The following is a 20,491-nucleotide window of genomic DNA, read 5'->3' on the forward strand; positions in this document are numbered from 1 at the left end:
CTCATTCCTCCTTAAAAGAAATCTCTGGCAACCGAGCAAGAATATCTTCTCGCTTAATCGCCCCTTGGCGTAAGATTTTCACCTTATCTCCAGACAAATCCAAAATAGTCGAATCCTGTCCAGTTAGAAATGCGTCGTCCTCCAGACCCAAAACCTCTTGGTCAAAATCCTCTAGAATTTGAGCAAAGGTCACTCCACTTGCCTGACCTGAAATATTGGCAGACGGCCCAATCAAAGGACCTGTCTCTCGAATCAAATCCAGTGTAATGGGGTGACTCGGCATCCGAAATCCCACCGTTGAAAGACCAGAATTGACCCAAAAGGGAACTCTGTCATTAGCTTCGAGGATAATGGTCAAGGGACCCGGTAAAAAGGTCTCTACAAGTTTTTGTAGATAAGCTGGTTGATTCTTTGAAAAGTACAAGATGTCCTCTAGAGAGGCGACATTAATATTGAGCGCCTTTTCTCTAGGACGACGTTTGAGTTGGTAAACATGGTCGACCGCTTTTTCATCTAGGGCCTTAGCAAAGAGACCGTAAACTGTCTCTGTAGGCAGAACAACAGCTCCGCCCTTTTCCAACTCTTGTCTAATCCTGTCCATCATCAACTACAACCATCCTATCTTGACCAAATTGGTCCTTGAGTGTTCGTACTCGTTTTTCAGGAAGATGTTTCCTAAAAAGCGCAGGAACACTTTGACCTTGCTTGTATCCAATTTCAAGGTAAATCTTACCACCATCTGTGAGATAGTCTTTTGCATCTTCCGCAATTCTGCGGTAAATAGCTAGGCCATCCTCATCTGCAAAGAGAGCTATATAAGGTTCTGAATGCAAAACATTCAAACCGACCTCTGACTCATCTTCACGAGAGATATAGGGTGGATTGGATACAATTATATCATATTTTCCAGAAATTTCTGCAAAACAATCAGATTTTTTAAAAAATATATTAAGATTTTGATTTTTAGCATTCTCTGATGCAAGCTCTAAGGCATCTTGGGAAATATCTGCTGCTGTCACTGACCAATCTGGTCTGTTTTTAGCTAATCCAAGAGCTATGGCGCCACTTCCAGTCCCGATATCTAGAATCTTAAGACTTTCCTCAGCATTTTCTGCCAAGATGAGCTCCACCAACTCCTCTGTTTCTGGACGAGGAATCAAAACCCGCTCATCCACTTTTAACTGCATCCCAAAGAAATCTGCGTGACCAATGATATACTGAGCTGGTTTATGGGACGCTAACTTCTGGAAAATTTCTTCTACAAATTGTTTTTCGGCCTCTGTTACCTCTTGCTGAAGGGTAAAAACAAAGTCCGTAAAAGAGAGATTTTTCAGGCTACGATAGACAAAAGAGAGGCTTTCTGCTTCCTCTCCTTGTCTTATCAACTCTTCTTCAAAATCTGAAAATAATTGAGCTAATTTCATTATTTGTTTAATTCTTCTAATTTTTGTGTTTGGTCATAAAGAACCAAGGCATCCACAACTTCATCCAATTTACCAGACAAAATGGTATCTAGTTTTTGGAGGGTCAAACCAATACGGTGGTCTGTAACACGGTTTTGTGGAAAGTTATAAGTACGAATCCGTTCTGAACGGTCACCAGTACCGATAGTAGACTTACGTTCAGCGTCTTGTTCATCTTGAGCAATCTGAGCAAAATGGTCAGCAACACGGGCACGGATGATCTTCATGGCTTTCTCACGGTTCTTCTGTTGAGTACGTTCTTCCTGCATCTCAACCTTGATATTGGTTGGCAAGTGAACGATACGAACGGCAGTTGCAACCTTATTGACGTTCTGTCCACCAGCACCTGATGCGTGGTAGATATCAACACGAAGGTCTTTTGGATCAATATCGTATTCTACTTCTTCCACTTCAGGCATGACAAGGACTGTCGCTGTCGAAGTATGTACACGGCCTTGGCTTTCTGTCACAGGGACACGTTGCACACGGTGGGCACCAGACTCATACTTGAGTTTAGAGTATACAGATTGACCAGAAACCATAGCAACCACTTCTTTGAATCCACCCACACCATTCATAGAAGCTTCCATGACTTCAAAGCGCCAGCCTTGGGCTTCCGCATACTTTTGGTACATGGTTAGCAAATCCCCAGCGAAGAGCGCTGCTTCGTCTCCACCAGCAGCTCCACGGATTTCAAGGATGATGTTCTTATCATCGTTTGGATCCTTTGGAAGGAGCAAGATTTTGAGTTTTTCTTCGTATTCTTCTTTTTCAGCCTTGGCATCTTTGAGTTCTTGCTTGGCCATTTCCTCCAAGTCCGCATCTCCACCTGATTCCTTAATCATCTCTTCGGCATCGACGATGTTTTGAAGGACTTGTTTGTACTCACGGTAGGCTGTTACCGTATCACGAGTTGAAGCCTCTTCTTTTGAAAGCTCCATGAAACGCTTGGTGTCCGAAACGACATCAGGGTCACTGAGCAATTCTCCTAATTCTTCATAACGGTCTTCTACAGCTTGTAGTTGATCATAGATGTTCATTTTTTCTCCTTATTTCTCAATTGTTAGATCATAGATTGCTACTACTTCGTTCTCGGATATTTCCCCAGTTTCTTTAAATCCATAACTGAGGTAACAAGATCTTGCATGTTCATTTTCTGATTCATAAGACAACCAAAGTTTATTGCCTAAACCTGCTGGCGCTGTCCGAACATAGTCTAGCACTTTATCCATAATTGGTTTAAAATATCTTTGATTTTGAAAATTCTTATCAATCATAAAACGAAATAGTAAATAATTTCCACTACTAATTCCGATCTTTTTATCATAAGCTATCATCACAAAACCTATAATTGCATCATTATCATAAACTGCCAATGGAGCTACAAAATCTCCATTTTTAGTGTAGACATATGCTTCAGCTAAACTAATTGCGTTGGTTGCAATGAATTGTTTTTGATATTCCTTGACATCCAAATTCAAAACATCAAAATAATTTCCCATTGTAACATCTCTTAGTTCAATTGTCATAGTTGTGCTCCTTGTTAGATGCTATCATTGGCGCAAAATAATGTTTACGGCAAACTGAGATATAGGTTTCATTGCCACCAATCTGAATCTGCTCGCCATCATAGACTGGCACACCATCGTGCGTACGCAACACCATAGTCGCCTTTTTCTTACAATACTGACAGATCGTCTTGATTTCTTCAATCTTGTCTGCTAAGAGCAATAGATATTTGGAACCTTCGAATAATTCATTGCGAAAGTCATTTTTCAAACCAAAAGCCATGACGGGTATGTCTAACTCGTCCACAACGCGAGCTAGGTCGTAAACATGGTGACGTTTGAGAAACTGAGCCTCATCAACCAACACACAGTAAGGTGTTCCTGATAAATCACGGATAAATCCAAAGATATCCGTCGTTTCCTCAATCGCAATGGCTGGGCGCCTCATGCCAATCCGACTAGATACATAGCCAACACCGTCGCGCGTATCCAGAGCAGAGGTCATAATCACAACTCCCTTTCCTTGCTCCTCGTAGTTATAGGCCACCTTGAGAATCTCAATCGTCTTACCAGAGTTCATAGTCCCATAACGATAATACAACTGTGCCATGCTTCTATTTCACGTCCATTTCTAAATTTTTGCTACATTCTAGTATATCATAATTTTCTGAAGCTTTAAACGGCAAAATATGGTAAAATAGAAGAAATCAAAAACTAGTGGAGGAAGCTATTATGCCATTTGTACGCATCGATTTATTTGAAGGACGCACGCTCGAGCAAAAGAAAGCTCTGGCTAAGGAAGTAACGGAAGCTGTTGTCCGTAACACTGGAGCCCCTCAATCAGCTGTTCATGTCATCATCAACGACATGCCAGAAGGGACTTACTTTCCTCAAGGGGAAATGCGCACCAAATAAACTAGCTTAAGCAGAATTGCTTAGGCTTTTTCAATCTCTAAGTAGCATCCATTGAAGAAATAGTCTAATTTTGTTACAATTTGAAAAGAGACTTGGAGAAATTTCCAAGAAAAGAGCCATTAATTAAAGGAAATATTATGATTACACGTGAATTTGATACCATCGCTGCTATCTCTACTCCACTAGGCGAAGGGGCTATTGGTATTGTCCGCCTGAGCGGAACAGACAGTTTTGCCATTGCGCAAAAGATTTTTAAAGGCAAAGACTTAAGTAAGGTCGCTAGCCATACTCTCAACTACGGACACATCGTTGACCCTCAAACTGGTAGGGTCATGGACGAGGTTATGGTTGGGGCTATGAAGTCTCCAAAGACCTTTACTCGTGAGGATATTATCGAGATTAACACCCACGGTGGGATTGCGGTGACCAATGAAATTCTCCAACTAGCTATCCGTGAAGGAGCCCGGTTGGCAGAACCCGGTGAATTTACCAAGCGCGCCTTTCTAAACGGTCGTGTGGACTTGACTCAGGCTGAAGCGGTGATGGACATCATCCGTGCCAAGACAGACAAGGCTATGAATATTGCAGTTAAGCAATTGGACGGCTCCCTTTCTGACCTCATTAATAATACCCGCCAAGAAATCCTCAATACACTTGCCCAAGTAGAGGTCAATATCGACTATCCTGAGTATGACGATGTTGAGGAAGCTACCACTGCAGTCGTCCGTGAGAAAACTATGGAGTTTGAGCAATTGCTAACCAATCTCCTTAGGACAGCACGTCGCGGTAAAATCCTCCGTGAGGGAATTTCAACTGCCATCATCGGTCGTCCCAACGTTGGGAAATCTAGCCTGCTCAACAACCTCTTGCGTGAGGACAAGGCTATCGTAACTGACATCGCTGGTACCACCCGTGATGTCATCGAAGAATACGTCAACATCAACGGCGTTCCTCTAAAATTGATTGATACAGCTGGTATTCGGGAAACAGATGATATCGTTGAACAAATCGGTGTCGAACGTTCGAGAAAAGCCCTCAAGGAAGCTGACTTGGTACTACTAGTGCTAAATGCTAGTGAACCACTAACCAATCAAGACCGCCAACTCCTTGAAATCAGTCAGGATACCAACCGTATTATTCTACTCAATAAAACTGATCTTCCTGAAGCGATTGAAACTTCGGAACTACCTGAAGATGTCATTCGTATTTCCGTTCTTAAAAACCAAAATATCGATAAGATCGAAGAACGTATTAACGACCTCTTCTTTGAAAATGCTGGTTTGGTTGAGCAAGATGCCACTTACTTGTCAAATGCCCGTCATATTTCCTTGATTGAAAAGGCTGTTGAAAGCCTACAAGCTGTTAACGACGGTCTGGAACTGGGGATGCCAGTTGATTTGTTGCAAGTTGACTTGACTCGAACTTGGGAAATCCTCGGAGAAATCACTGGAGATGCTGCTCCAGATGAACTCATCACCCAACTCTTTAGCCAATTCTGTTTAGGAAAATAAGAAAAATCCATGATCGTTCACTCGGTCATGGATTTTATTGTCTTTATTAGTAATCTGGTCTTAAGACTCCTGTTACAGTTGCCTTAGTTGCTTCGTAGTCCCCATCTACGACAACCTTGATAATGCGTTTGGCATCTTCTTCTGGTGCTGGAACTAGAGGTAGACGAGTTGGACCCGCTTCAAATCCCATATAGTTCAGAACTGCCTTAACTGGTGCAGGGCTTGGATAAGAGAAGAGCGCATTGACCTTAGGAATGAATTTACGCTGAATAGCTGCAGCCTTCTTCATATCGCTTTCTGCAATGGCAGTAAACATCTCGTGCATCTCATCCCCATTTGTATGAGAGGCAACAGAAATAACCCCATCCGCACCAAGGTTCATGGCATGGAAAGCATCTCCATCTTCACCAGTATAGACCAAGAACTCTTCTGGCTTGTGTTCAATCAAGTAAGCCATATTAGCCAAGCTAGTACATTCCTTAACACCGATGATATTTGGATGGTCAGCCAAGCGAAGCATAGTTTCTGGAGTCAATTCGACAACCACACGGCCTGGAATGTTATAGATAATAATTGGTAGGTCAGAAGCATCTGCAATAGCCTTAAAGTGCTGATACATTCCTTCTTGTGAAGGTTTGTTGTAGTACGGTACGATCGCAAGTCCAGCTGCGAAACCACCAAATTCCGCGACTTCTTTGACAAATTCAATCGAGTCACGTGTATCATTGGTACCTACACCCGCAATCAAAGGAACACGTCCATTGACAATCTTTTGTACAGCCGCAAAGAGTTCCAACTCCTCATCGTGGGTTAAAGTTGGACTCTCAGCAGTCGTCCCAGCAAGGAGAATGCCGTCTGTGTGATGGGCCAACAAATGCTCAATCAAGGCTGGAATGGCATTAAAATTGATGGAACCATCATCATGGAAAGGGGTAATAAAGGCCGTGATAATTTTACACTCTTTTAAATCTTGATAAGACATGAGAAACACCTCTCTATTTCAAAGAAGGAGTTCATCTGAACTCCTAAACGATATGACTATTTTAATTCAAATTTCAATTCAGCTGTTGGACGAACCAATCCACGTTCGTGAAGCGTTTCTGCAATCTGAACTGAGTTCCAAGCAGCACCTTTGAGAAGGTTATCTGAAACAACCCACATGTGGATTCCTTTTTCAGTATCCAAGTCTTTACGGATACGACCAACAAAAGTATCACGCGAACCCACTGCATTGACAGCTTGAGGATAGATTTGGTGCGCTACGTCATCCTCAAGAACAGCACCTGGAAAGGCTGCGATGGCTGCTTTGACTTCTTCGATTGGTGCCACTTCTTTTGTTTCGATATAAACAGATTCAGAGTGAGCTGACAAGACTGGAATACGTACACAGGTTGCAGATACTGCAATGCTATCGTCTTCCATGATTTTCTTCGTTTCCTTGGTCATCTTCATCTCTTCGTATGTGTAGTCGTTGTCAGTGAAGACATCGATTTGTGGAAGAGCGTTAAAGGCGATAGGATAGTGTTTCTTGTCACCACCTGAAGGCAAGATTTCCGCATGCAAATCACGTGGATTCACACCGTCATTCAAGACTTCACGAAGTTCACGTTTTGTTTCAAGAATCGCTCCCATACCAGCACCTGAAACTGCTTGGTAAGTTGAAACGATGATACGGTCCAAGCCCCATTTTTGACGAACAGGCTCAAGAGCCACCATCATTTGGATCGTTGAACAGTTAGGGCAGGCAATAATCCCATTATGAGCATCAAGTGCATGAGCGTTTACTTCTGGCACAACCAAGGGTACATCTGGGTTTTGACGGAAATAAGATGTGTTATCTACTACTACCGCTCCAGCTTGAACTGCGTATGGTGCATACTTAGCTGATGTCGAACCACCTGCTGAGAAGAGTGCAATATCAACACCCTCAAAAGCTGTCTCAGTCGTTTCTTCAATCGTAATATCTTGGTCTTTAAACTTCAAAGTCTTGCCTGCTGAACGTGCAGAAGCAAGGTAACGAATTTTATCGATTGGAAGTGTTGATTCTTCCAACATTTTTATCATCTGAGCTCCGACAGCACCTGTCGCGCCGACTACAGCAACTGTATATCCCATAAATAACCTCTTTCGGAATTTTCTAAAAATTTCTATAATAGATGTATTATACTACTTTTTCAAGAAATTGAAAAGCATTTTTAGACTATATTTTCTGAAAATTAAAAATCCCTAGTCATTGACCAGGGACTAAGAGGCATCTTCATGTGATGAGCAGGTTCACACAACTCATCAAGGTCCGCTCCTGCGTTATGACCTCCTTATGCTCAATAGCAGTCCGAAGACTACCTATCGACTCATCGCATCTACTATTCTACTAGATAGAGCCACTTTTGTCAACAGCCAAAACTCTTTGCTTCATTTATACAGGTGCATAAGAAATATCTTTGAAAAATTTGGGGCAGACATAACAAAAACCCTTGTAAATCAAGGGTTTTTCTGTTTATTTCATGCTAATTGCCGGGATTGAACCGGCGACCTCATCCTTACCATGGATGCGCTCTACCAACTGAGCTAAATCAGCCTACCTAAAAAGTATACTATAGTTCTATGCTCTTGTCAAGCGCTCTCTTTTAATTTTATGGAATGAAAAAAGCTAGATTTAGCAAGAATCTAGCTTATAAACTTCTTATTTTGTAAGGTCGATTCTCTGTCCTAGTTTTCCGATTAGGATCGCACCTACGATAAGTGATGCAAACTCTCCAATTCCAGTAGAAAACCATGTCAAGAAGAATGGAGCTTCTGCGACAATATAGAGTTCCGCTGCAATGGTAATCATTGAAATGGAGAACAGGATTGAAAAGAAGAAATGATCTTTTCGAATCAAACCATTGAACAGATAGTCTTTCTTGTACTTGCTAAATAGCCATACACCTAGACTAAGGAAAACTAGGGTAGATCCCCCGCCGACAAAGACATCTATTAGACCAAAGCTAAAAAAATTAGCAATCATACAACCAATCGTCACACCGATGATATATTTGGGATTGTAAAAGGCCAAGAAATTCATCATCTCAGAAATACGGAACTGGTAGGCACCGTAGCTAATGGCATTCAACGGTGGGGTAATGGTCAAAACCACATAGATAGCAACAACGATAGCAATATCTGCCATGTCACGAACAGTTAATTTTTTCATGTTTTCTCCTTTGGCGGTCTCCCGCGTAAAATATGCTTGATGAAAGAAGCTAAGCACCAAGGGTTGAGTAAATCAACCTTACCAGTATAGCACAATATAGGACTTTATGCTATACTAAAACCATGAAAAGAATAATAAAGGCTTTCTTCGATAACGAAATCCTCTCCTACCTATTTTTCGGTGCTGCTACTACTTTGGTTTCTATCTTATCGCGTTTGGTTATTTACCACATCAGTCACCAGGAAATCCTAGCAACCGTACTCGCAAATATCATTGGGATTCTCTTTGCTTTTATCACAAATGACACTATCGTCTTTAAGCAAAAGAGAAGAAATTGGCCGACCCGTCTGGCTAAATTTTTCTTAGCACGTCTCTCTACACTCGGTCTAGACGTTCTTTTAACTTATATATTTGTTACATCTTTTCCCGATATTATCGGGCAATTTGTCAACGATCAACTAGATCAGGTTAATGCCATCGAAACGCTAATTGCGCAGGTTTTGATTATCATTCTTAACTATATTTTTAGTAAAGTATACGTTTTTTATAAATGAAATAGGTATCAGTAAGTATTAAGGTTGTAATATTTAGGTATTTCAGGTACAATTAAGATTAGTTTTTGAAAGGAAATTATGAAAATGTTAAAAGATCTTAAAGAATTTTTGCTTCGTGGCAATGTCGTTGACCTCGCTGTCGGTGTGATCATCGCCTCTGCTTTTGGTGCCATCGTTACTTCACTTGTAAATGATATCATCACTCCACTTATCTTGAACCCAGCTTTGAAAGCTGCGAACGTAGAACGTATCGCTGAACTTTCATGGAATGGTGTTGGTTATGGTAGCTTCTTGAGTGCTGTTATCAACTTCTTAGTGATTGGCACTGTTCTTTTCTTCGTTATCAAAGCTGTTGAAAAAGCTCAAAACCTTACTAAGAAAGAAGAGCCAGCTGAGGATACACCTGCTGCTCCAACTGAACTTGAAGTCCTTCAAGAAATCAAAGCACTTCTTGAGAAGAAATAAGACAATAAAAGGATCTAGCTTCATGCTAAATCCTTTTTTCTTTAGTCTTTCGGTAACTTACCAGCCTTTTCGAGCATTTTCTTAATCAAGTAAGGCATCTTCACATTTTCACGGCCTTTTTTCTCAATGAGTTTTTTCACAAATTCTGGCATCTGAAGGTCATCTGTCTCCTCCATAATATCCTTAGTGGTTGCTGAAGGTGCTAACTCATCAAAGGTTTCTTCTTCTGGGAGAAATTCCTTAAATTCTTTGTGTTCATTGGCTCTTACAGTATCAACTAAAGCATCAATTAAACGAGAGTCTGTGTTTGGCATAGCTGGTCGATGGTAGGTGACACCTAATTCTTGACATAATTCATAACATTCTACATCGTTATCAAAAAGAACTTCAATATGTTCACTGATAAAGCTAATTGGTACAAAAATATAATGCTCTGGATGTTGTTTCTGTTCTCTCAAATACTCGAGTACATCTGGCTTGATCCAAGGGATTCCAATATCACTTTCGCTCTGCCAAGTGTTGGTATACTGGTCGGCTGTTAGACTGAGTTGCTCTGCTATCAACTTGCTATTATCAAAAATCTGATCGATATAAGGATCTCCAAAGTCCAAGGCAAAAATTGGAACACTATGGGCTGAGAAAATCACCTTAAAGGACTCTTCTCTCACATCGTTCCGTAAAATTTTGCTAATCTCATCTGTCCAGAAGTCCAGCAAATGCTGTTGCTGATACCAGTCCTTAATGACTAAAAACTGGATCTGCTGGCTTTCCAGAAACTTCTCATACCCCATAACCGAGTAAAAGGAATAATGGGGTTCTAAAATCAAGCAGATACATTCTTCAACACCATCTGCTTCCATCTGCTTGATCACATCTGGGATAAAGGGACGAGAAAACTTATTGGCAAAGTAGATACCGTACTCCTCCCCTATACGTTCTCTTACTAAAGCAACTTCTTCCCTTGTAATCTGCTGCAAAGGCGTCCCACCGATACGAACATAATTGTCATAGAGAGTCTGAATCTCGTGATCTTTGGGTCTAACTCCACGACGAATATTGGTAAAAAAATCCGCTACACTCTCAAAGGTAATCTCTTCTGGCGAACCGAATGTCATCATTAAAATTGCTTTTTTCATCGATATGTCCTTGTGATATTTTTTTCAATTACCATTTTACCATGAAATATATAATAAATAAACGCTTTCATTCATTTTATTTTTATTTACTCCTCTTTGTTTTTCTCTCCATTATATGATACAATGAAAAAAATGATATTAAAGGAGTTTTTATGACTTATCCCAACCTTTTAGATCGTTTCTTGACCTACGTTAAGGTCAATACGCGTTCTGATGAACACTCTACTACTACTCCAAGTACGCAAAGCCAGATAGATTTTGCGACCAATGTTCTTATTCCCGAAATGAAACGTGTCGGTCTGCAAAATGTTTACTACCTCCCAAATGGTTTTGCTATTGGGACCTTGCCAGCTAATGATCCGAGCTTGACACGTAAGATTGGCTTCATTTCCCACATGGATACAGCTGATTTTAATGCTGAGGGAGTTAATCCGCAAGTTATCGAAAACTATGATGGTGGAGTTATCGACTTAGGTGATTCTGGCTTTAAACTAGATCCTGCTGATTTCAAGAGCCTTGAGAAATATCCAGGCCAAACCCTCATCACAACTGATGGCACGACCTTGCTGGGTGCTGATGACAAGTCAGGGATTGCTGAGATTATGACTGCAATTGAATATCTGACTGCTCACCCTGAAATCAAACACTGTGAGATTCGTGTCGGTTTTGGTCCAGATGAAGAAATTGGCGTTGGTGCCAATCAATTTGACGCAGAAGACTTTGATGTAGACTTTGCCTACACAGTCGATGGAGGACCACTAGGGGAGCTTCAGTACGAGACTTTTTCAGCAGCTGGTGCTGAATTGCATTTCCAAGGGCGTAATGTCCATCCTGGTACCGCTAAAGGTCAGATGGTCAACGCTCTTCAGTTAGCGATTGATTTTCATAATCAACTTCCAGAGAATGACCGACCTGAACTGACAGATGGTTACCAAGGTTTCTATCATCTTATGGATGTGTCAGGTAGTGTTGAGGAGGCGCGTGCAAGCTACATCATCCGTGACTTTGAAAAGGATGCCTTTGAAGCACGTAAAGCAGCTATGCAGTCTATTGCTGACAAGATGAATCAAGAACTTGGGAATGATCGCGTTAGCTTAACTCTGACAGACCAGTACTACAATATGAAAGAAGTCATTGAAAAGGATATGACGCCAATTACCATTGCTAAAGCTGTTATGGAAGATCTAGGAATCACACCTATTATCGAACCAATCCGTGGTGGAACAGACGGCTCTAAGATTTCCTTTATGGGTATCCCAACTCCAAATATCTTTGCTGGTGGGGAAAACATGCATGGACGTTTTGAATACGTCAGCCTTCAGACCATGGAGCGTGCGGTGGATACCATCATTGGCATTGTATCTTATAAAGACTAAAAAAGACGAGGTAGCTCAGCTACTTCGCCTTTCTTTTTATTCGTTTGGTTGAGTACTTGTCTCTGTTTTGCTTTGTGCTTGCTATCAAAATCAGCCATATCCAGTACATTTTTGTTTTAAAACTGCTAAGTGCATTACATTCATAAAAAGGATATCATTCTTTCAAAGTAGAACAATATCCTCTCAAATGTACTATAATCACCAAGAATCTTACTATGGTTTTATTTGTTTAAGAGTCTTAATATCATACATTACTAATTCTCCATTTTTATTGTAAAATTGAACACCTTCTGGTTGAAAGATTAGAAACTTAGGATCAATTTGGGCAATTTTCGCTAACTTTTCTATATGTTCATTTAAAGTTACTTTATCTAACCCATAGTCTGGCAAATCATCGTCATTTTCTTCTTTGGAGTTTTCTTTATTTTCTGAAGGAATTTCGTTGGTTGTACCAGTCTCATTTTCCCCTATATTTTTCTTTGGTTGCTCCTCAGTTTTATCTACAACAGTCTTATTTTTATCACTATTTTCAGTATTGTTTGAATCAGGTTTTAATTCTTCATTATGATGCGTAGACGTTTCAGTTTTGGATTCTTTTTCTTTCATTCTTTTGGCTATTAAGTCCTGCGCTTGCTTCCATTCTACTTCTGACAAGTCGGATTGAGTGATACTTCTCAATGAACCTCCACCAGCTCTTGGAATACTAAATGATTTGTCTCCCCATACAAAAGTTTCTTTTGCCAATACATCTTTCGGATCAAAAATATAACCATCTGGAGTTGCAAATCGACCTTCTGCAAGAGCTTTCTGAACTTCTTCGGCAGAATGGATGATTTGCCAATTCTGCATTCCAGCGCGTTTTTCAAGAGGAGTTACATTAGCAATAACGGAACCTGAGTCCTCATGACCCGGCTTAGACCAAACTTCAGGACGAACCTCAGGGTGTTGCATGACATATTTAATAGTCGCAATTTGATCAGGCTCTAACCATGAGTAAGGCACAACGTGAATATGATCAATGTGTGGGATAATGAATGAAGTGCCAGTATCATAGGTAGTATTCGCTGCATGCATCGGCAAACTTGAGACATCTACAGCCAATCTTGGTTTGATCCCTGTGTCTACTATATCATAGCGATAATGATCTCGATCCTTAAGCATGAGTTCTTGTTCAGAAAAAGCAATTTGAGTAAGATCAAGTTCATCTCGAGAGTAGAAGTATTCTTTTCCGTTTTCTTTAAGAACATAGCCAACTTTACCATCTTTAGTCACTTTACCAGTCACTTTTTTTGAATCAAATTTTGGTTTTTCTTTGTTATCCATATTCTCTGAAGGAATAACACTCTCATTAGGTTGGCCTTTTTCCTTCATCCATTTGCTAACTTCATCTAATTCGAACTGTTCTAACTCTCCAAATCCCACATAATGGAAATGATTTCCATGTCTCGCTATAATGCCTGATTTATCAACTGAATAGATAGAATCTTTACTAAATACATATCCATCACTAGTATCGTATGGTTTACCATCCAGACCTTTACCATAAGCCTTAATTGAATTTCCTAAAAATGTATGCTCAACTGTACTATTTGCTGGCTTTTGAGTATTTAATGGCCTGTTGTTTCCGTTATTTTGTCCTTTTACAGAAATCATTCTCGCAATCTTCTGCTCTAAGTCAGACATTTGAGAGTAAGGGATAAAATGGTAATGGTCGCCATGAGGTACTGCAACACCATTCGCAGTTTTTCTTGTGATTTGTGCTGGATCAAAAACAAGGCCATCAGATTCGACGTGTCGTTGGCTGAGTGGCAAGGCATAAAGTTGTTTCAGAAGGCCATCAATATCCTCATCACTTTGACTTGCTTGGCTATCGTCGCTACTGTTACTGTCGTTAGCCGTGTTTGTGTTCGTATAGCCAGTACCTTGATTATTATAGGATGGGGTCCATCTATCTACATCGTAACTACTACTGTTGTTATTGGTACGGCGATAAGTAGGCGTATTCGATTGACCACTTCTACCAGATAGGAAGGCTTCTGCAGCAGCCAATTCGCTGGCTGATAACTCGCTCTTAGGAATGTAGTGGTAATGGTCGCCATGAGGAACGATATAAGCATCGCCAGTATCTTCAATAATATCGGATGCATTAAAGATATAACCATCATCTGTGGTGTAGCGTCCCTGTGAACGTGCCAAGGCTACCGCACCATCGTTTGCTGAAGTTCCTCCTTCGCGATGCTGACTATGTTCTTGTTTTTGCCGATTGATTTCTTCTTTCGTACGAACATTATCTGCATGGGCCGCATCCTTAAGGTAGACATAGTATTTTCCGTCCACCTTGATAACATAACCACCCTTGATTTCACTGACAATATCCTCATCTTTTAGTGTATAGTTTGGATCCTTCATCAGCAACTCTTCACTGATAATAGCGTCGTAAGGAACCTTACCATTGTAATAATGATAGTGATCGCCATGTGAAGTGACATATCCCTGGTCTGTTATCTTGATGACGATTTGTTCAGCATTGATGCCTTCTTTTTTACTAACCTCATCAGGAGTTAGATCCTCCGTTTTTTGTGCTGCTTGTTTTCCATCAACGTAAGACACACGGTTATTTTCCTTGACCGTTCTAGCTTGATACAGTCCTAACTCATAAGAACAAACACTTAAAATCAAGGCTGCCGCAGAACCTGCTAGGTATTTTTTATTAATTTTCATAATCTCCTCATTTTAATTCTTCTGCAAGAACATTCATATTTTCTTCTAGGTTTTCTAAGTACGTTTTGTCGTTTTCAGGATCTGCTTCCAAAGGATTAAGAGTTTTCAGACTAACTCCTGTTGATTTGACTAAGGTTTCAGCAACTTTAGAGGAAGCATTGCTCTCAGTAAAGATCGTTTTGACATTATAGATTTTGACAAATTCTTGGATTTCTGTCAACTGTCTAGGACTTGGCTCTTGTTCAGGGGAAATCCCTGCAATACCAAGTTGTTTCAAACCAAAACGTTTAGCGAGGTAAGAAAAGGCTGTGTGTTGCGTAACAAAGGTCTTTTGACTCGCTTTTTCAAAAACAGGCTGGAATTTCTTAGTCAATTCCTGAGCTTTTTTGATAAAGGCTTGAGCATTTTTTTGGTAAGTTTCTTTGTGCTCACTATCAACCTCTGAAAGTTTGTCCGCAATAATCTGGGCTTCTTCTCCTGCTTTTTCAGGATCTAACCAAGTGTGCGGGTCGTAAAGTGTTTTTTCATCAATACCGTCACCAGCTTCTACATCTTCTAAACCTGGTACACGGTCCAATGTCATCCCTTCAGAAGCTTCAAGAACCTTAACTTTAGATTTTTTCAAATTTGGATCCAGACTTCCTGCCCAAGATTCGAGCGTATGAGAATGGTAGACAAAGACATCCGCGTCATAAATGGCAGCAATGTCATTTGCTGACGGTTCAAAGGAGTGAATCCCGTTACTTGACTGAATCATCCGAACATCATTCAAGTCACCCGATACCTCTTTGACCATGGCATAGATCGGGTAAAAACTTGTTACAATCTTCATCCCTTTTGCTTCTTGTTTTTCTTTTTGACCACATGCTCCTAAGACAAGAGCCAACACACTGGTCATCAATAATAGTATTGTTCTTTTTTTCATCATTACTCCTTAACTAGTGTTTAAGCGATTAATTAACCAGTAAATAGTTTATCTTTATTTACACTATCTGTCAAGATATTTTGCACATTTTCATGAAAAAAATGAGAACTAGAACTCACATTCTGCTCTCATTTTTCGTTTTCCCGTTCTCCTATCCTGTTTTTAGGAGTTAGAAAATGCTGCTACCTTTACTTACTCTCCTTTAATAAAGCCAATAGTTTTTCAGCTTCTGCCATAATAGTATTGTTGTCCTGAGCGCCAAACAATAGATTATTCTTTAATCCAGTAAGAGTTTCGTTAGCGTTAGACTTGACGATGGGGTCTTGGATTTTTGCAAGTAGCTCTTCAGTCTCTCTTAACTTCGCTTCAACCTTTTCAGTCTCGACCTGAGGTTCTTCTGGCTCCTCTGGTGATTCTTCTTCCGGTTCCTCTGTTGGTTTTGGAGATTCTGGTTTCTCACTTTGCGGTTTTTCTTCTCGAGGAGTTTCTTCCTCAGGTTTTTCTGTCTGAGGTTTCTCCTTGTTTGGTTTTTCCGTTTGGTTGGTATCAGCTGGACCATTTTGGTTTCTTTGAACATGGTCACTTGCATTTCCCCAACCACTATCTGAATGCGGACGTTCGTTTGGATGTTCGACATAGTACTTGACAGTCGCAAAGAGATCCTCAAGAGTATACCCCTTAGGTGCCTCATAAAGTCCTTCGTCAAACCACTCAAATTTGATGTTATGGTAATGGTCATAATGAGGTATGATTAAACTACCGTTTTTAACTTCCACGGTATGTTGGAGATTGTAAGGCATACGATCAAGTGGCACCTTCTTAGCTGCTTTCACGCGGTTGTAGATAGCTTCTGCTCCTTTAGCCTCCGTATTTCCTGAATCCTGATGGTCTGTTGAAGGAGGGGTCAAACCTTTCTCTTTAGCATAAGCCTGGGCTGCCGCTCTCTCCGCTTCAGACAAACTATCTTTCTTAATCCAATGACTGTGGGTCATATGCGGAGTTACATAGGCATCCCCCTCATCACTGGTGATATCATGAGGATCAAAGATATAGCCATCTTCTGTTGTATACTTGCCTGCCAACTTGGCTACTTGAATCTCTTCATCAGTGTAGGCAATTTGCGCATTTGGTTTTCCTAGACGTTCTGGATGACGAATCAGTGCTAGAAATGCAAGTATATCTTCGACCAACTTAACTTTATCACTGCTTTCATCATTTAAACGTTCCAACAGTTTATCCAAAGCGTCAAAATCAACTTTACGACCTTTATTATCAAGTAAGTCCTGATGAATTCTTGCTAGTAAATCATAAGCCTTATTGTAAAATCCTCGATCACCAGATGGGAGATTGGTTTTCTTAGCTCCGAGCTTATGAGTTAAACTTTCTTGCTTGGCTAGCTTACTATCAATGGCTGCAGTAGTTTCAGCTGATAATTCCTTGGCAGGAATATAACGAGATGTTCCATTCTCCTCAAATACATAACCATCATCTACTTTTCGAATTGCCTGTTTGACCAATTTTTCGTCAATTGGATTGCTTGGAGATGGTTGAGGATTTGGTGCAGGTTGCGGGCTTGGACTAGGTTCCGGAGTCGGTTGTGGACTTGGTTGTTCTGGTCTTGAATCCGGCACCCTATGGTTCGAACTGTACTGTAGAGGAATAATACGAGCGATTCGTTCTTCCAATTCAGACATCTGTGAATAAGGGATGAAATGGTAATGGTTCCCATGAGGCACAGCAACTCCTCTAGCTGTTCGACTTGTAATCTGTGCTGGGTCGAAGACAAGGCCATCAGATTCGACGTGTCGTTGGCTGAGTGGCAAGGCATAAAGTTGTTTCAGAAGGCCATCAATATCCTCATCACTTTGACTTGCTTGGCTATCGTCGCTACTGTTACTGTCGTTAGCCGTGTTTGTGTTCGTATAGCCAGTACCTTGATTATTATAGGATGGGGTCCATCTATCTACATCGTAACTACTACTGTTGTTATTGGTACGGCGATAAGTAGGCGTATTCGATTGACCACTTCTACCAGATAGGAAGGCTTCTGCAGCAGCCAATTCGCTGGCTGATAACTCGCTCTTAGGAATGTAGTGGTAATGGTCGCCATGAGGAACGATATAAGCATCGCCAGTATCTTCAATAATATCGGATGCATTAAAGATATAACCATCATCTGTGGTGTAGCGTCCCTGTGAACGTGCCAAGGCTACCGCACCATCGTTTGCTGAAGTTCCTCCTTCGCGATGCTGACTATGTTCTTGTTTTTGCCGATTGATTTCTTCTTTCGTACGAACATTATCTGCATGGGCCGCATCCTTAAGGTAGACATAGTATTTTCCGTCCACCTTGATAACATAACCACCCTTGATTTCACTGACAATATCCTCATCTTTTAGTGTATAGTTTGGATCCTTCATCAGCAACTCTTCACTGATAATAGCGTCGTAAGGAACCTTACCATTGTAATAATGATAGTGATCGCCATGTGAAGTGACATATCCCTGGTCTGTTATCTTGATGACGATTTGTTCAGCATTGATGCCTTCTTTTTTACTAACCTCATCAGGAGTTAGATCCTCCGTTTTTTGTGCTGCTTGTTTTCCATCAACGTAAGACACACGGTTATTTTCCTTGACCGTTCTAGCTTGATACAGTCCTAACTCATAAGAACAAACACTTAAAATCAAGGCTGCCGCAGAACCTGCTAGGTATTTTTTATTAATTTTCATCGAAACTCTCTTCCTTTTTGATATTTCTAGTTGCAATTCATTTCTAAATTGCAGAAACTCCTCTCTAAAAGTTAACTGGTTAATAGTTTACTCCTAAATTTGTAACTTGTCAAGAACTTTATGAACCAGTTAACTATTTTTTGTTTTCTACACTACCTTCTATCTGAACAGTCTGATTTGAGAATCCTATATTGAAAATCAATCACCAAATTTTTAAAGCAAAAAACCCCTGCAACTGAGTTGCAAGGACCTTTCGATTAATCAAAGTCAACGTATTCTTTTTGAAGTTCAAGAACTTCTTCCATTGTTGAGCATTCTGTAAGGGCACGGTTTGCGTACTCTTCCATCTTAGCTGTGTCAAGTTTCTTCATCAAACTACGTGTACGAAGGACAGATGTTGCTGACATAGAGAACTCATCCAAGCCCATTCCGACAAGAAGTGGAACAGCTTTTTGGTCACCAGCCATCTCACCACACATACCTGCCCATTTACCTTCAGCGTGAGCTGCCTTGATAACGTTGTTAATCAAACGTAGGATTGATGGGTTATATGGTTGGTAAAGGTATGAAACTTGCTCGTTCATACGGTCTGCCGCCATTGTGTATTGGATCAAGTCGTTTGTACCAATTGAGAAGAAGTCAACTTCTTTAGCAAATTGGTCTGCAAGCATTGCTGCTGCTGGGATTTCAATCATGATACCAACTTGAATATTATCCGCAACTGCAACACCTTCAGCAAGAAGGTTTGCTTTTTCTTCGTCAAAGACTGCTTTCGCTGCACGGAATTCTTTCAAGAGCGCAACCATCGGGAACATGATACGCAATTGACCGTGTACAGACGCACGAAGAAGAGCACGGATTTGAGTGCGGAACATAGCATCTCCAGTTTCAGAAATAGAGATACGAAGGGCACGGAATCCAAGGAATGGGTTCATTTCATGAGGCATATCGAAGTAAGGAAGTTCCTTATCTCCACCGATATCCATTGTACGAACGACAACAGGTTTACCGTTCATTCCTTCAAGTACAGCCTTGTAAGCTTCATACTGCTCGTCTTCTGTTGGGAAGTCTTGAGAATCCATGTACAAGAACTCTGTACGATAAAGACCAACAGCTTCGGCACCGTTGGCATTGACACCCTCAACGTCTTTTGGAGTACCGATATTAGCAGCCAATTCAAAGTGTTTACCGTCAGCAGTTACTGTTTTAGCGTCTTTCAAGAGTGCCCATTCAGCTTTTTGCTTCGCATAAGCTTCACCAGCTGCCTTGAATTCTGCTGCTTGCTCATCAGTTGGGTTGATAATAACCTCACCAGTGATACCGTTAACGGCAAGGATGTCACCATCTTTAACGATTTCAGTGATGTTGTTTGTACCCAATACTGCTGCAATTTCAAGAGTACGCGCCATGATAGCTGAGTGGCTTGTACGTCCACCGATGTTGGTTACAAAAGCTTTTACAAAGTTTTTGTCCAACTGAGCTGTATCTGAAGGAGTCAAGTCATGCGCAATCACAATCACTTCTTCATTGATAGAAGCTGGGTTTGGCAATTTTTTGCCAAGTAGGTTTGCCAATACACGTTTTGTCACGTCGCGGATATCCGCTGCACGTTCTTGCATGTATGGGTTGTCTTCCATACCTTCAAAGATAGTGATGAACATGTCTGTCACTTCCTTCAGACCTGCTTCTGCATTCACTTTCTTCGCACGGATAGTTTCTTTAATTTGGCTGATCATTTCAGGATCAGCAAGCACCATTAAGTGAGCGTCAAAAACTTGAGCAGCTTCTTCCCCTAGCGTACCTACTGCTTTCTCACGGATAACAGAAAGCTCGTCTTGTGATGCTTGTAAAGCGGCATCAAGGCGAGCTTCTTCTGCGTTTGTATCTTCGACTGTAACAGTCTCGAATGACAAATCCGGTTGAACGAGTAGATATGCTTTAGCAACTGCAACACCATCTGACGCTGCGATTCCTTTAAGCATTTCTGTCATT

General features: G+C 40.9%; 18 protein-coding genes, 1 tRNA gene and 1 riboswitch. Of the genes, 5 read left to right on the forward strand and 14 right to left on the reverse strand.

The window, feature by feature from the left end:
* Position 1 precedes the first annotated feature (1 nt).
* The 5 genes from ACVX3R_RS05030 to ACVX3R_RS05050 are packed head-to-tail and all read right to left on the reverse strand — an operon-like array spanning position 2 to position 3,581.
* Positions 2–604 carry an L-threonylcarbamoyladenylate synthase gene (locus tag ACVX3R_RS05030; RefSeq protein ID WP_458794442.1) on the reverse strand — a complete coding sequence of 201 codons (603 nt, stop codon included), beginning with the start codon at positions 602–604 and terminating at the stop codon, positions 2–4.
* Complete coding sequence (gene prmC, locus ACVX3R_RS05035) at positions 588–1,424, reverse strand: peptide chain release factor N(5)-glutamine methyltransferase (protein WP_458794443.1); 837 nt, start codon at positions 1,422–1,424, stop codon at positions 588–590. Before prmC ends, ACVX3R_RS05030 begins: the two co-directional genes overlap by 17 nt.
* Positions 1,424–2,503 (reverse strand): peptide chain release factor 1, encoded by a 1,080-nt coding sequence (prfA, locus tag ACVX3R_RS05040; protein WP_001028815.1) that lies wholly within the window; start codon positions 2,501–2,503, stop codon positions 1,424–1,426. The genes prmC and prfA overlap by 1 nt, the downstream gene beginning before the upstream one ends.
* 9 nt (positions 2,504–2,512) lie before the next feature.
* Positions 2,513–2,992, reverse strand: a complete 480-nt coding sequence (locus ACVX3R_RS05045; RefSeq protein ID WP_247951978.1) for a GNAT family N-acetyltransferase — start codon at positions 2,990–2,992, stop codon at positions 2,513–2,515.
* Complete coding sequence (locus ACVX3R_RS05050) at positions 2,982–3,581, reverse strand: thymidine kinase (protein ID WP_458794444.1); 600 nt, start codon at positions 3,579–3,581, stop codon at positions 2,982–2,984. Before ACVX3R_RS05050 ends, ACVX3R_RS05045 begins: the two co-directional genes overlap by 11 nt.
* Positions 3,582–3,703: 122 nt before the next feature.
* On the opposite strand from ACVX3R_RS05050, the gene ACVX3R_RS05055 reads away from it, so the two are divergent.
* Both ACVX3R_RS05055 and mnmE read left to right on the forward strand, forming a co-directional pair.
* Positions 3,704–3,886, forward strand: a complete 183-nt coding sequence (locus ACVX3R_RS05055) for a 4-oxalocrotonate tautomerase (RefSeq protein WP_001117401.1) — start codon at positions 3,704–3,706, stop codon at positions 3,884–3,886.
* A gap of 137 nt (positions 3,887–4,023) precedes the next feature.
* Positions 4,024–5,397: a tRNA uridine-5-carboxymethylaminomethyl(34) synthesis GTPase MnmE gene (gene mnmE, locus ACVX3R_RS05060; RefSeq protein WP_458794445.1), complete on the forward strand. Its 1,374-nt coding sequence runs from the start codon at positions 4,024–4,026 to the stop codon at positions 5,395–5,397.
* A gap of 46 nt (positions 5,398–5,443) precedes the next feature.
* Here the strand turns inward: mnmE and dapA are convergent, their stop codons facing one another.
* From dapA to ACVX3R_RS05080, 4 genes are all read right to left on the reverse strand, one after another.
* Positions 5,444–6,379 carry a 4-hydroxy-tetrahydrodipicolinate synthase gene (gene dapA, locus ACVX3R_RS05065; protein WP_458794446.1) on the reverse strand — a complete coding sequence of 312 codons (936 nt, stop codon included), beginning with the start codon at positions 6,377–6,379 and terminating at the stop codon, positions 5,444–5,446.
* Between the two features lie 56 nt (positions 6,380–6,435).
* Positions 6,436–7,512 carry an aspartate-semialdehyde dehydrogenase gene (locus tag ACVX3R_RS05070; RefSeq protein WP_458794447.1) on the reverse strand — a complete coding sequence of 359 codons (1,077 nt, stop codon included), beginning with the start codon at positions 7,510–7,512 and terminating at the stop codon, positions 6,436–6,438.
* Between the two features lie 390 nt (positions 7,513–7,902).
* Positions 7,903–7,975: transfer RNA gene (locus ACVX3R_RS05075), tRNA-Thr, on the reverse strand.
* 105 nt (positions 7,976–8,080) lie between these two features.
* Positions 8,081–8,590 (reverse strand): QueT transporter family protein, encoded by a 510-nt coding sequence (locus ACVX3R_RS05080; protein ID WP_458794448.1) that lies wholly within the window; start codon positions 8,588–8,590, stop codon positions 8,081–8,083.
* A riboswitch (PreQ1 riboswitch) is annotated at positions 8,588–8,684 on the reverse strand. Its footprint overlaps the gene before it by 3 nt.
* Positions 8,685–8,712: 28 nt before the next feature.
* Here ACVX3R_RS05080 and ACVX3R_RS05085 point away from each other — a divergent pair.
* The gene (locus ACVX3R_RS05085; RefSeq protein WP_458794449.1) at positions 8,713–9,144 is read left to right on the forward strand and encodes a GtrA family protein; all 432 of its coding nucleotides are present in this window, start codon (positions 8,713–8,715) and stop codon (positions 9,142–9,144) included.
* An 84-nt stretch (positions 9,145–9,228) separates the two neighbouring features.
* Complete coding sequence (gene mscL, locus ACVX3R_RS05090; protein WP_000910209.1) at positions 9,229–9,609, forward strand: large conductance mechanosensitive channel protein MscL; 381 nt, start codon at positions 9,229–9,231, stop codon at positions 9,607–9,609.
* Between the two features lie 41 nt (positions 9,610–9,650).
* Here mscL and hemH read toward each other — a convergent pair whose 3' ends face one another.
* The gene (hemH, locus tag ACVX3R_RS05095; protein ID WP_458794450.1) at positions 9,651–10,745 is read right to left on the reverse strand and encodes a ferrochelatase; all 1,095 of its coding nucleotides are present in this window, start codon (positions 10,743–10,745) and stop codon (positions 9,651–9,653) included.
* A 152-nt stretch (positions 10,746–10,897) separates the two neighbouring features.
* Between hemH and pepT the strand changes: the two genes are divergently transcribed.
* On the forward strand, positions 10,898–12,121 hold the full coding sequence (pepT, locus tag ACVX3R_RS05100; protein ID WP_458794451.1) for a peptidase T: 1,224 nt from the start codon (positions 10,898–10,900) through the stop codon (positions 12,119–12,121).
* A gap of 213 nt (positions 12,122–12,334) precedes the next feature.
* On the opposite strand, the gene ACVX3R_RS05105 is transcribed toward pepT, so the two are convergent.
* The 4 genes from ACVX3R_RS05105 to ptsP form a co-directional block, all read right to left on the reverse strand.
* The gene (locus tag ACVX3R_RS05105; RefSeq protein ID WP_458794452.1) at positions 12,335–14,842 is read right to left on the reverse strand and encodes a pneumococcal-type histidine triad protein; all 2,508 of its coding nucleotides are present in this window, start codon (positions 14,840–14,842) and stop codon (positions 12,335–12,337) included.
* A gap of 7 nt (positions 14,843–14,849) precedes the next feature.
* Complete coding sequence (locus tag ACVX3R_RS05110) at positions 14,850–15,767, reverse strand: metal ABC transporter substrate-binding protein (protein WP_458794453.1); 918 nt, start codon at positions 15,765–15,767, stop codon at positions 14,850–14,852.
* Positions 15,768–15,955: 188 nt separating this feature from the next.
* Positions 15,956–18,499: a pneumococcal-type histidine triad protein gene (locus ACVX3R_RS05115; RefSeq protein WP_458794454.1), complete on the reverse strand. Its 2,544-nt coding sequence runs from the start codon at positions 18,497–18,499 to the stop codon at positions 15,956–15,958.
* 257 nt (positions 18,500–18,756) lie between these two features.
* Positions 18,757–20,490: a phosphoenolpyruvate--protein phosphotransferase gene (ptsP, locus tag ACVX3R_RS05120; protein WP_458795678.1), complete on the reverse strand. Its 1,734-nt coding sequence runs from the start codon at positions 20,488–20,490 to the stop codon at positions 18,757–18,759.
* Between the last annotated feature and the right edge of the window lies 1 nt (position 20,491).

This window comes from Streptococcus sp. 517s, assembly GCF_054445985.1.

Excerpts from the sequence above, each read along its gene's own strand:
- ACVX3R_RS05085 (WP_458794449.1), top strand. The coding sequence starts at position 8,713 with ATGAAAAGAATAATAAAGGCTTTCTTCGATAACGAAATCCTCTCCTAC.
- ptsP (WP_458795678.1), bottom strand. The coding sequence starts at position 20,490 with ATGACAGAAATGCTTAAAGGAATCGCAGCGTCAGATGGTGTTGCAGTT.
- ACVX3R_RS05105 (WP_458794452.1), bottom strand. The coding sequence starts at position 14,842 with ATGAAAATTAATAAAAAATACCTAGCAGGTTCTGCGGCAGCCTTGATT.
- ACVX3R_RS05030 (WP_458794442.1), bottom strand. The coding sequence starts at position 604 with ATGATGGACAGGATTAGACAAGAGTTGGAAAAGGGCGGAGCTGTTGTT.
- prfA (WP_001028815.1), bottom strand. The coding sequence starts at position 2,503 with ATGAACATCTATGATCAACTACAAGCTGTAGAAGACCGTTATGAAGAA.
- hemH (WP_458794450.1), bottom strand. The coding sequence starts at position 10,745 with ATGAAAAAAGCAATTTTAATGATGACATTCGGTTCGCCAGAAGAGATT.
- ACVX3R_RS05080 (WP_458794448.1), bottom strand. The coding sequence starts at position 8,590 with ATGAAAAAATTAACTGTTCGTGACATGGCAGATATTGCTATCGTTGTT.
- ACVX3R_RS05050 (WP_458794444.1), bottom strand. The coding sequence starts at position 3,581 with ATGGCACAGTTGTATTATCGTTATGGGACTATGAACTCTGGTAAGACG.
- pepT (WP_458794451.1), top strand. The coding sequence starts at position 10,898 with ATGACTTATCCCAACCTTTTAGATCGTTTCTTGACCTACGTTAAGGTC.
- ACVX3R_RS05110 (WP_458794453.1), bottom strand. The coding sequence starts at position 15,767 with ATGAAAAAAAGAACAATACTATTATTGATGACCAGTGTGTTGGCTCTT.
- dapA (WP_458794446.1), bottom strand. The coding sequence starts at position 6,379 with ATGTCTTATCAAGATTTAAAAGAGTGTAAAATTATCACGGCCTTTATT.
- ACVX3R_RS05115 (WP_458794454.1), bottom strand. The coding sequence starts at position 18,499 with ATGAAAATTAATAAAAAATACCTAGCAGGTTCTGCGGCAGCCTTGATT.
- ACVX3R_RS05070 (WP_458794447.1), bottom strand. The coding sequence starts at position 7,512 with ATGGGATATACAGTTGCTGTAGTCGGCGCGACAGGTGCTGTCGGAGCT.
- prmC (WP_458794443.1), bottom strand. The coding sequence starts at position 1,424 with ATGAAATTAGCTCAATTATTTTCAGATTTTGAAGAAGAGTTGATAAGA.
- ACVX3R_RS05045 (WP_247951978.1), bottom strand. The coding sequence starts at position 2,992 with ATGACAATTGAACTAAGAGATGTTACAATGGGAAATTATTTTGATGTT.
- ACVX3R_RS05055 (WP_001117401.1), top strand. The coding sequence starts at position 3,704 with ATGCCATTTGTACGCATCGATTTATTTGAAGGACGCACGCTCGAGCAA.
- mnmE (WP_458794445.1), top strand. The coding sequence starts at position 4,024 with ATGATTACACGTGAATTTGATACCATCGCTGCTATCTCTACTCCACTA.
- mscL (WP_000910209.1), top strand. The coding sequence starts at position 9,229 with ATGTTAAAAGATCTTAAAGAATTTTTGCTTCGTGGCAATGTCGTTGAC.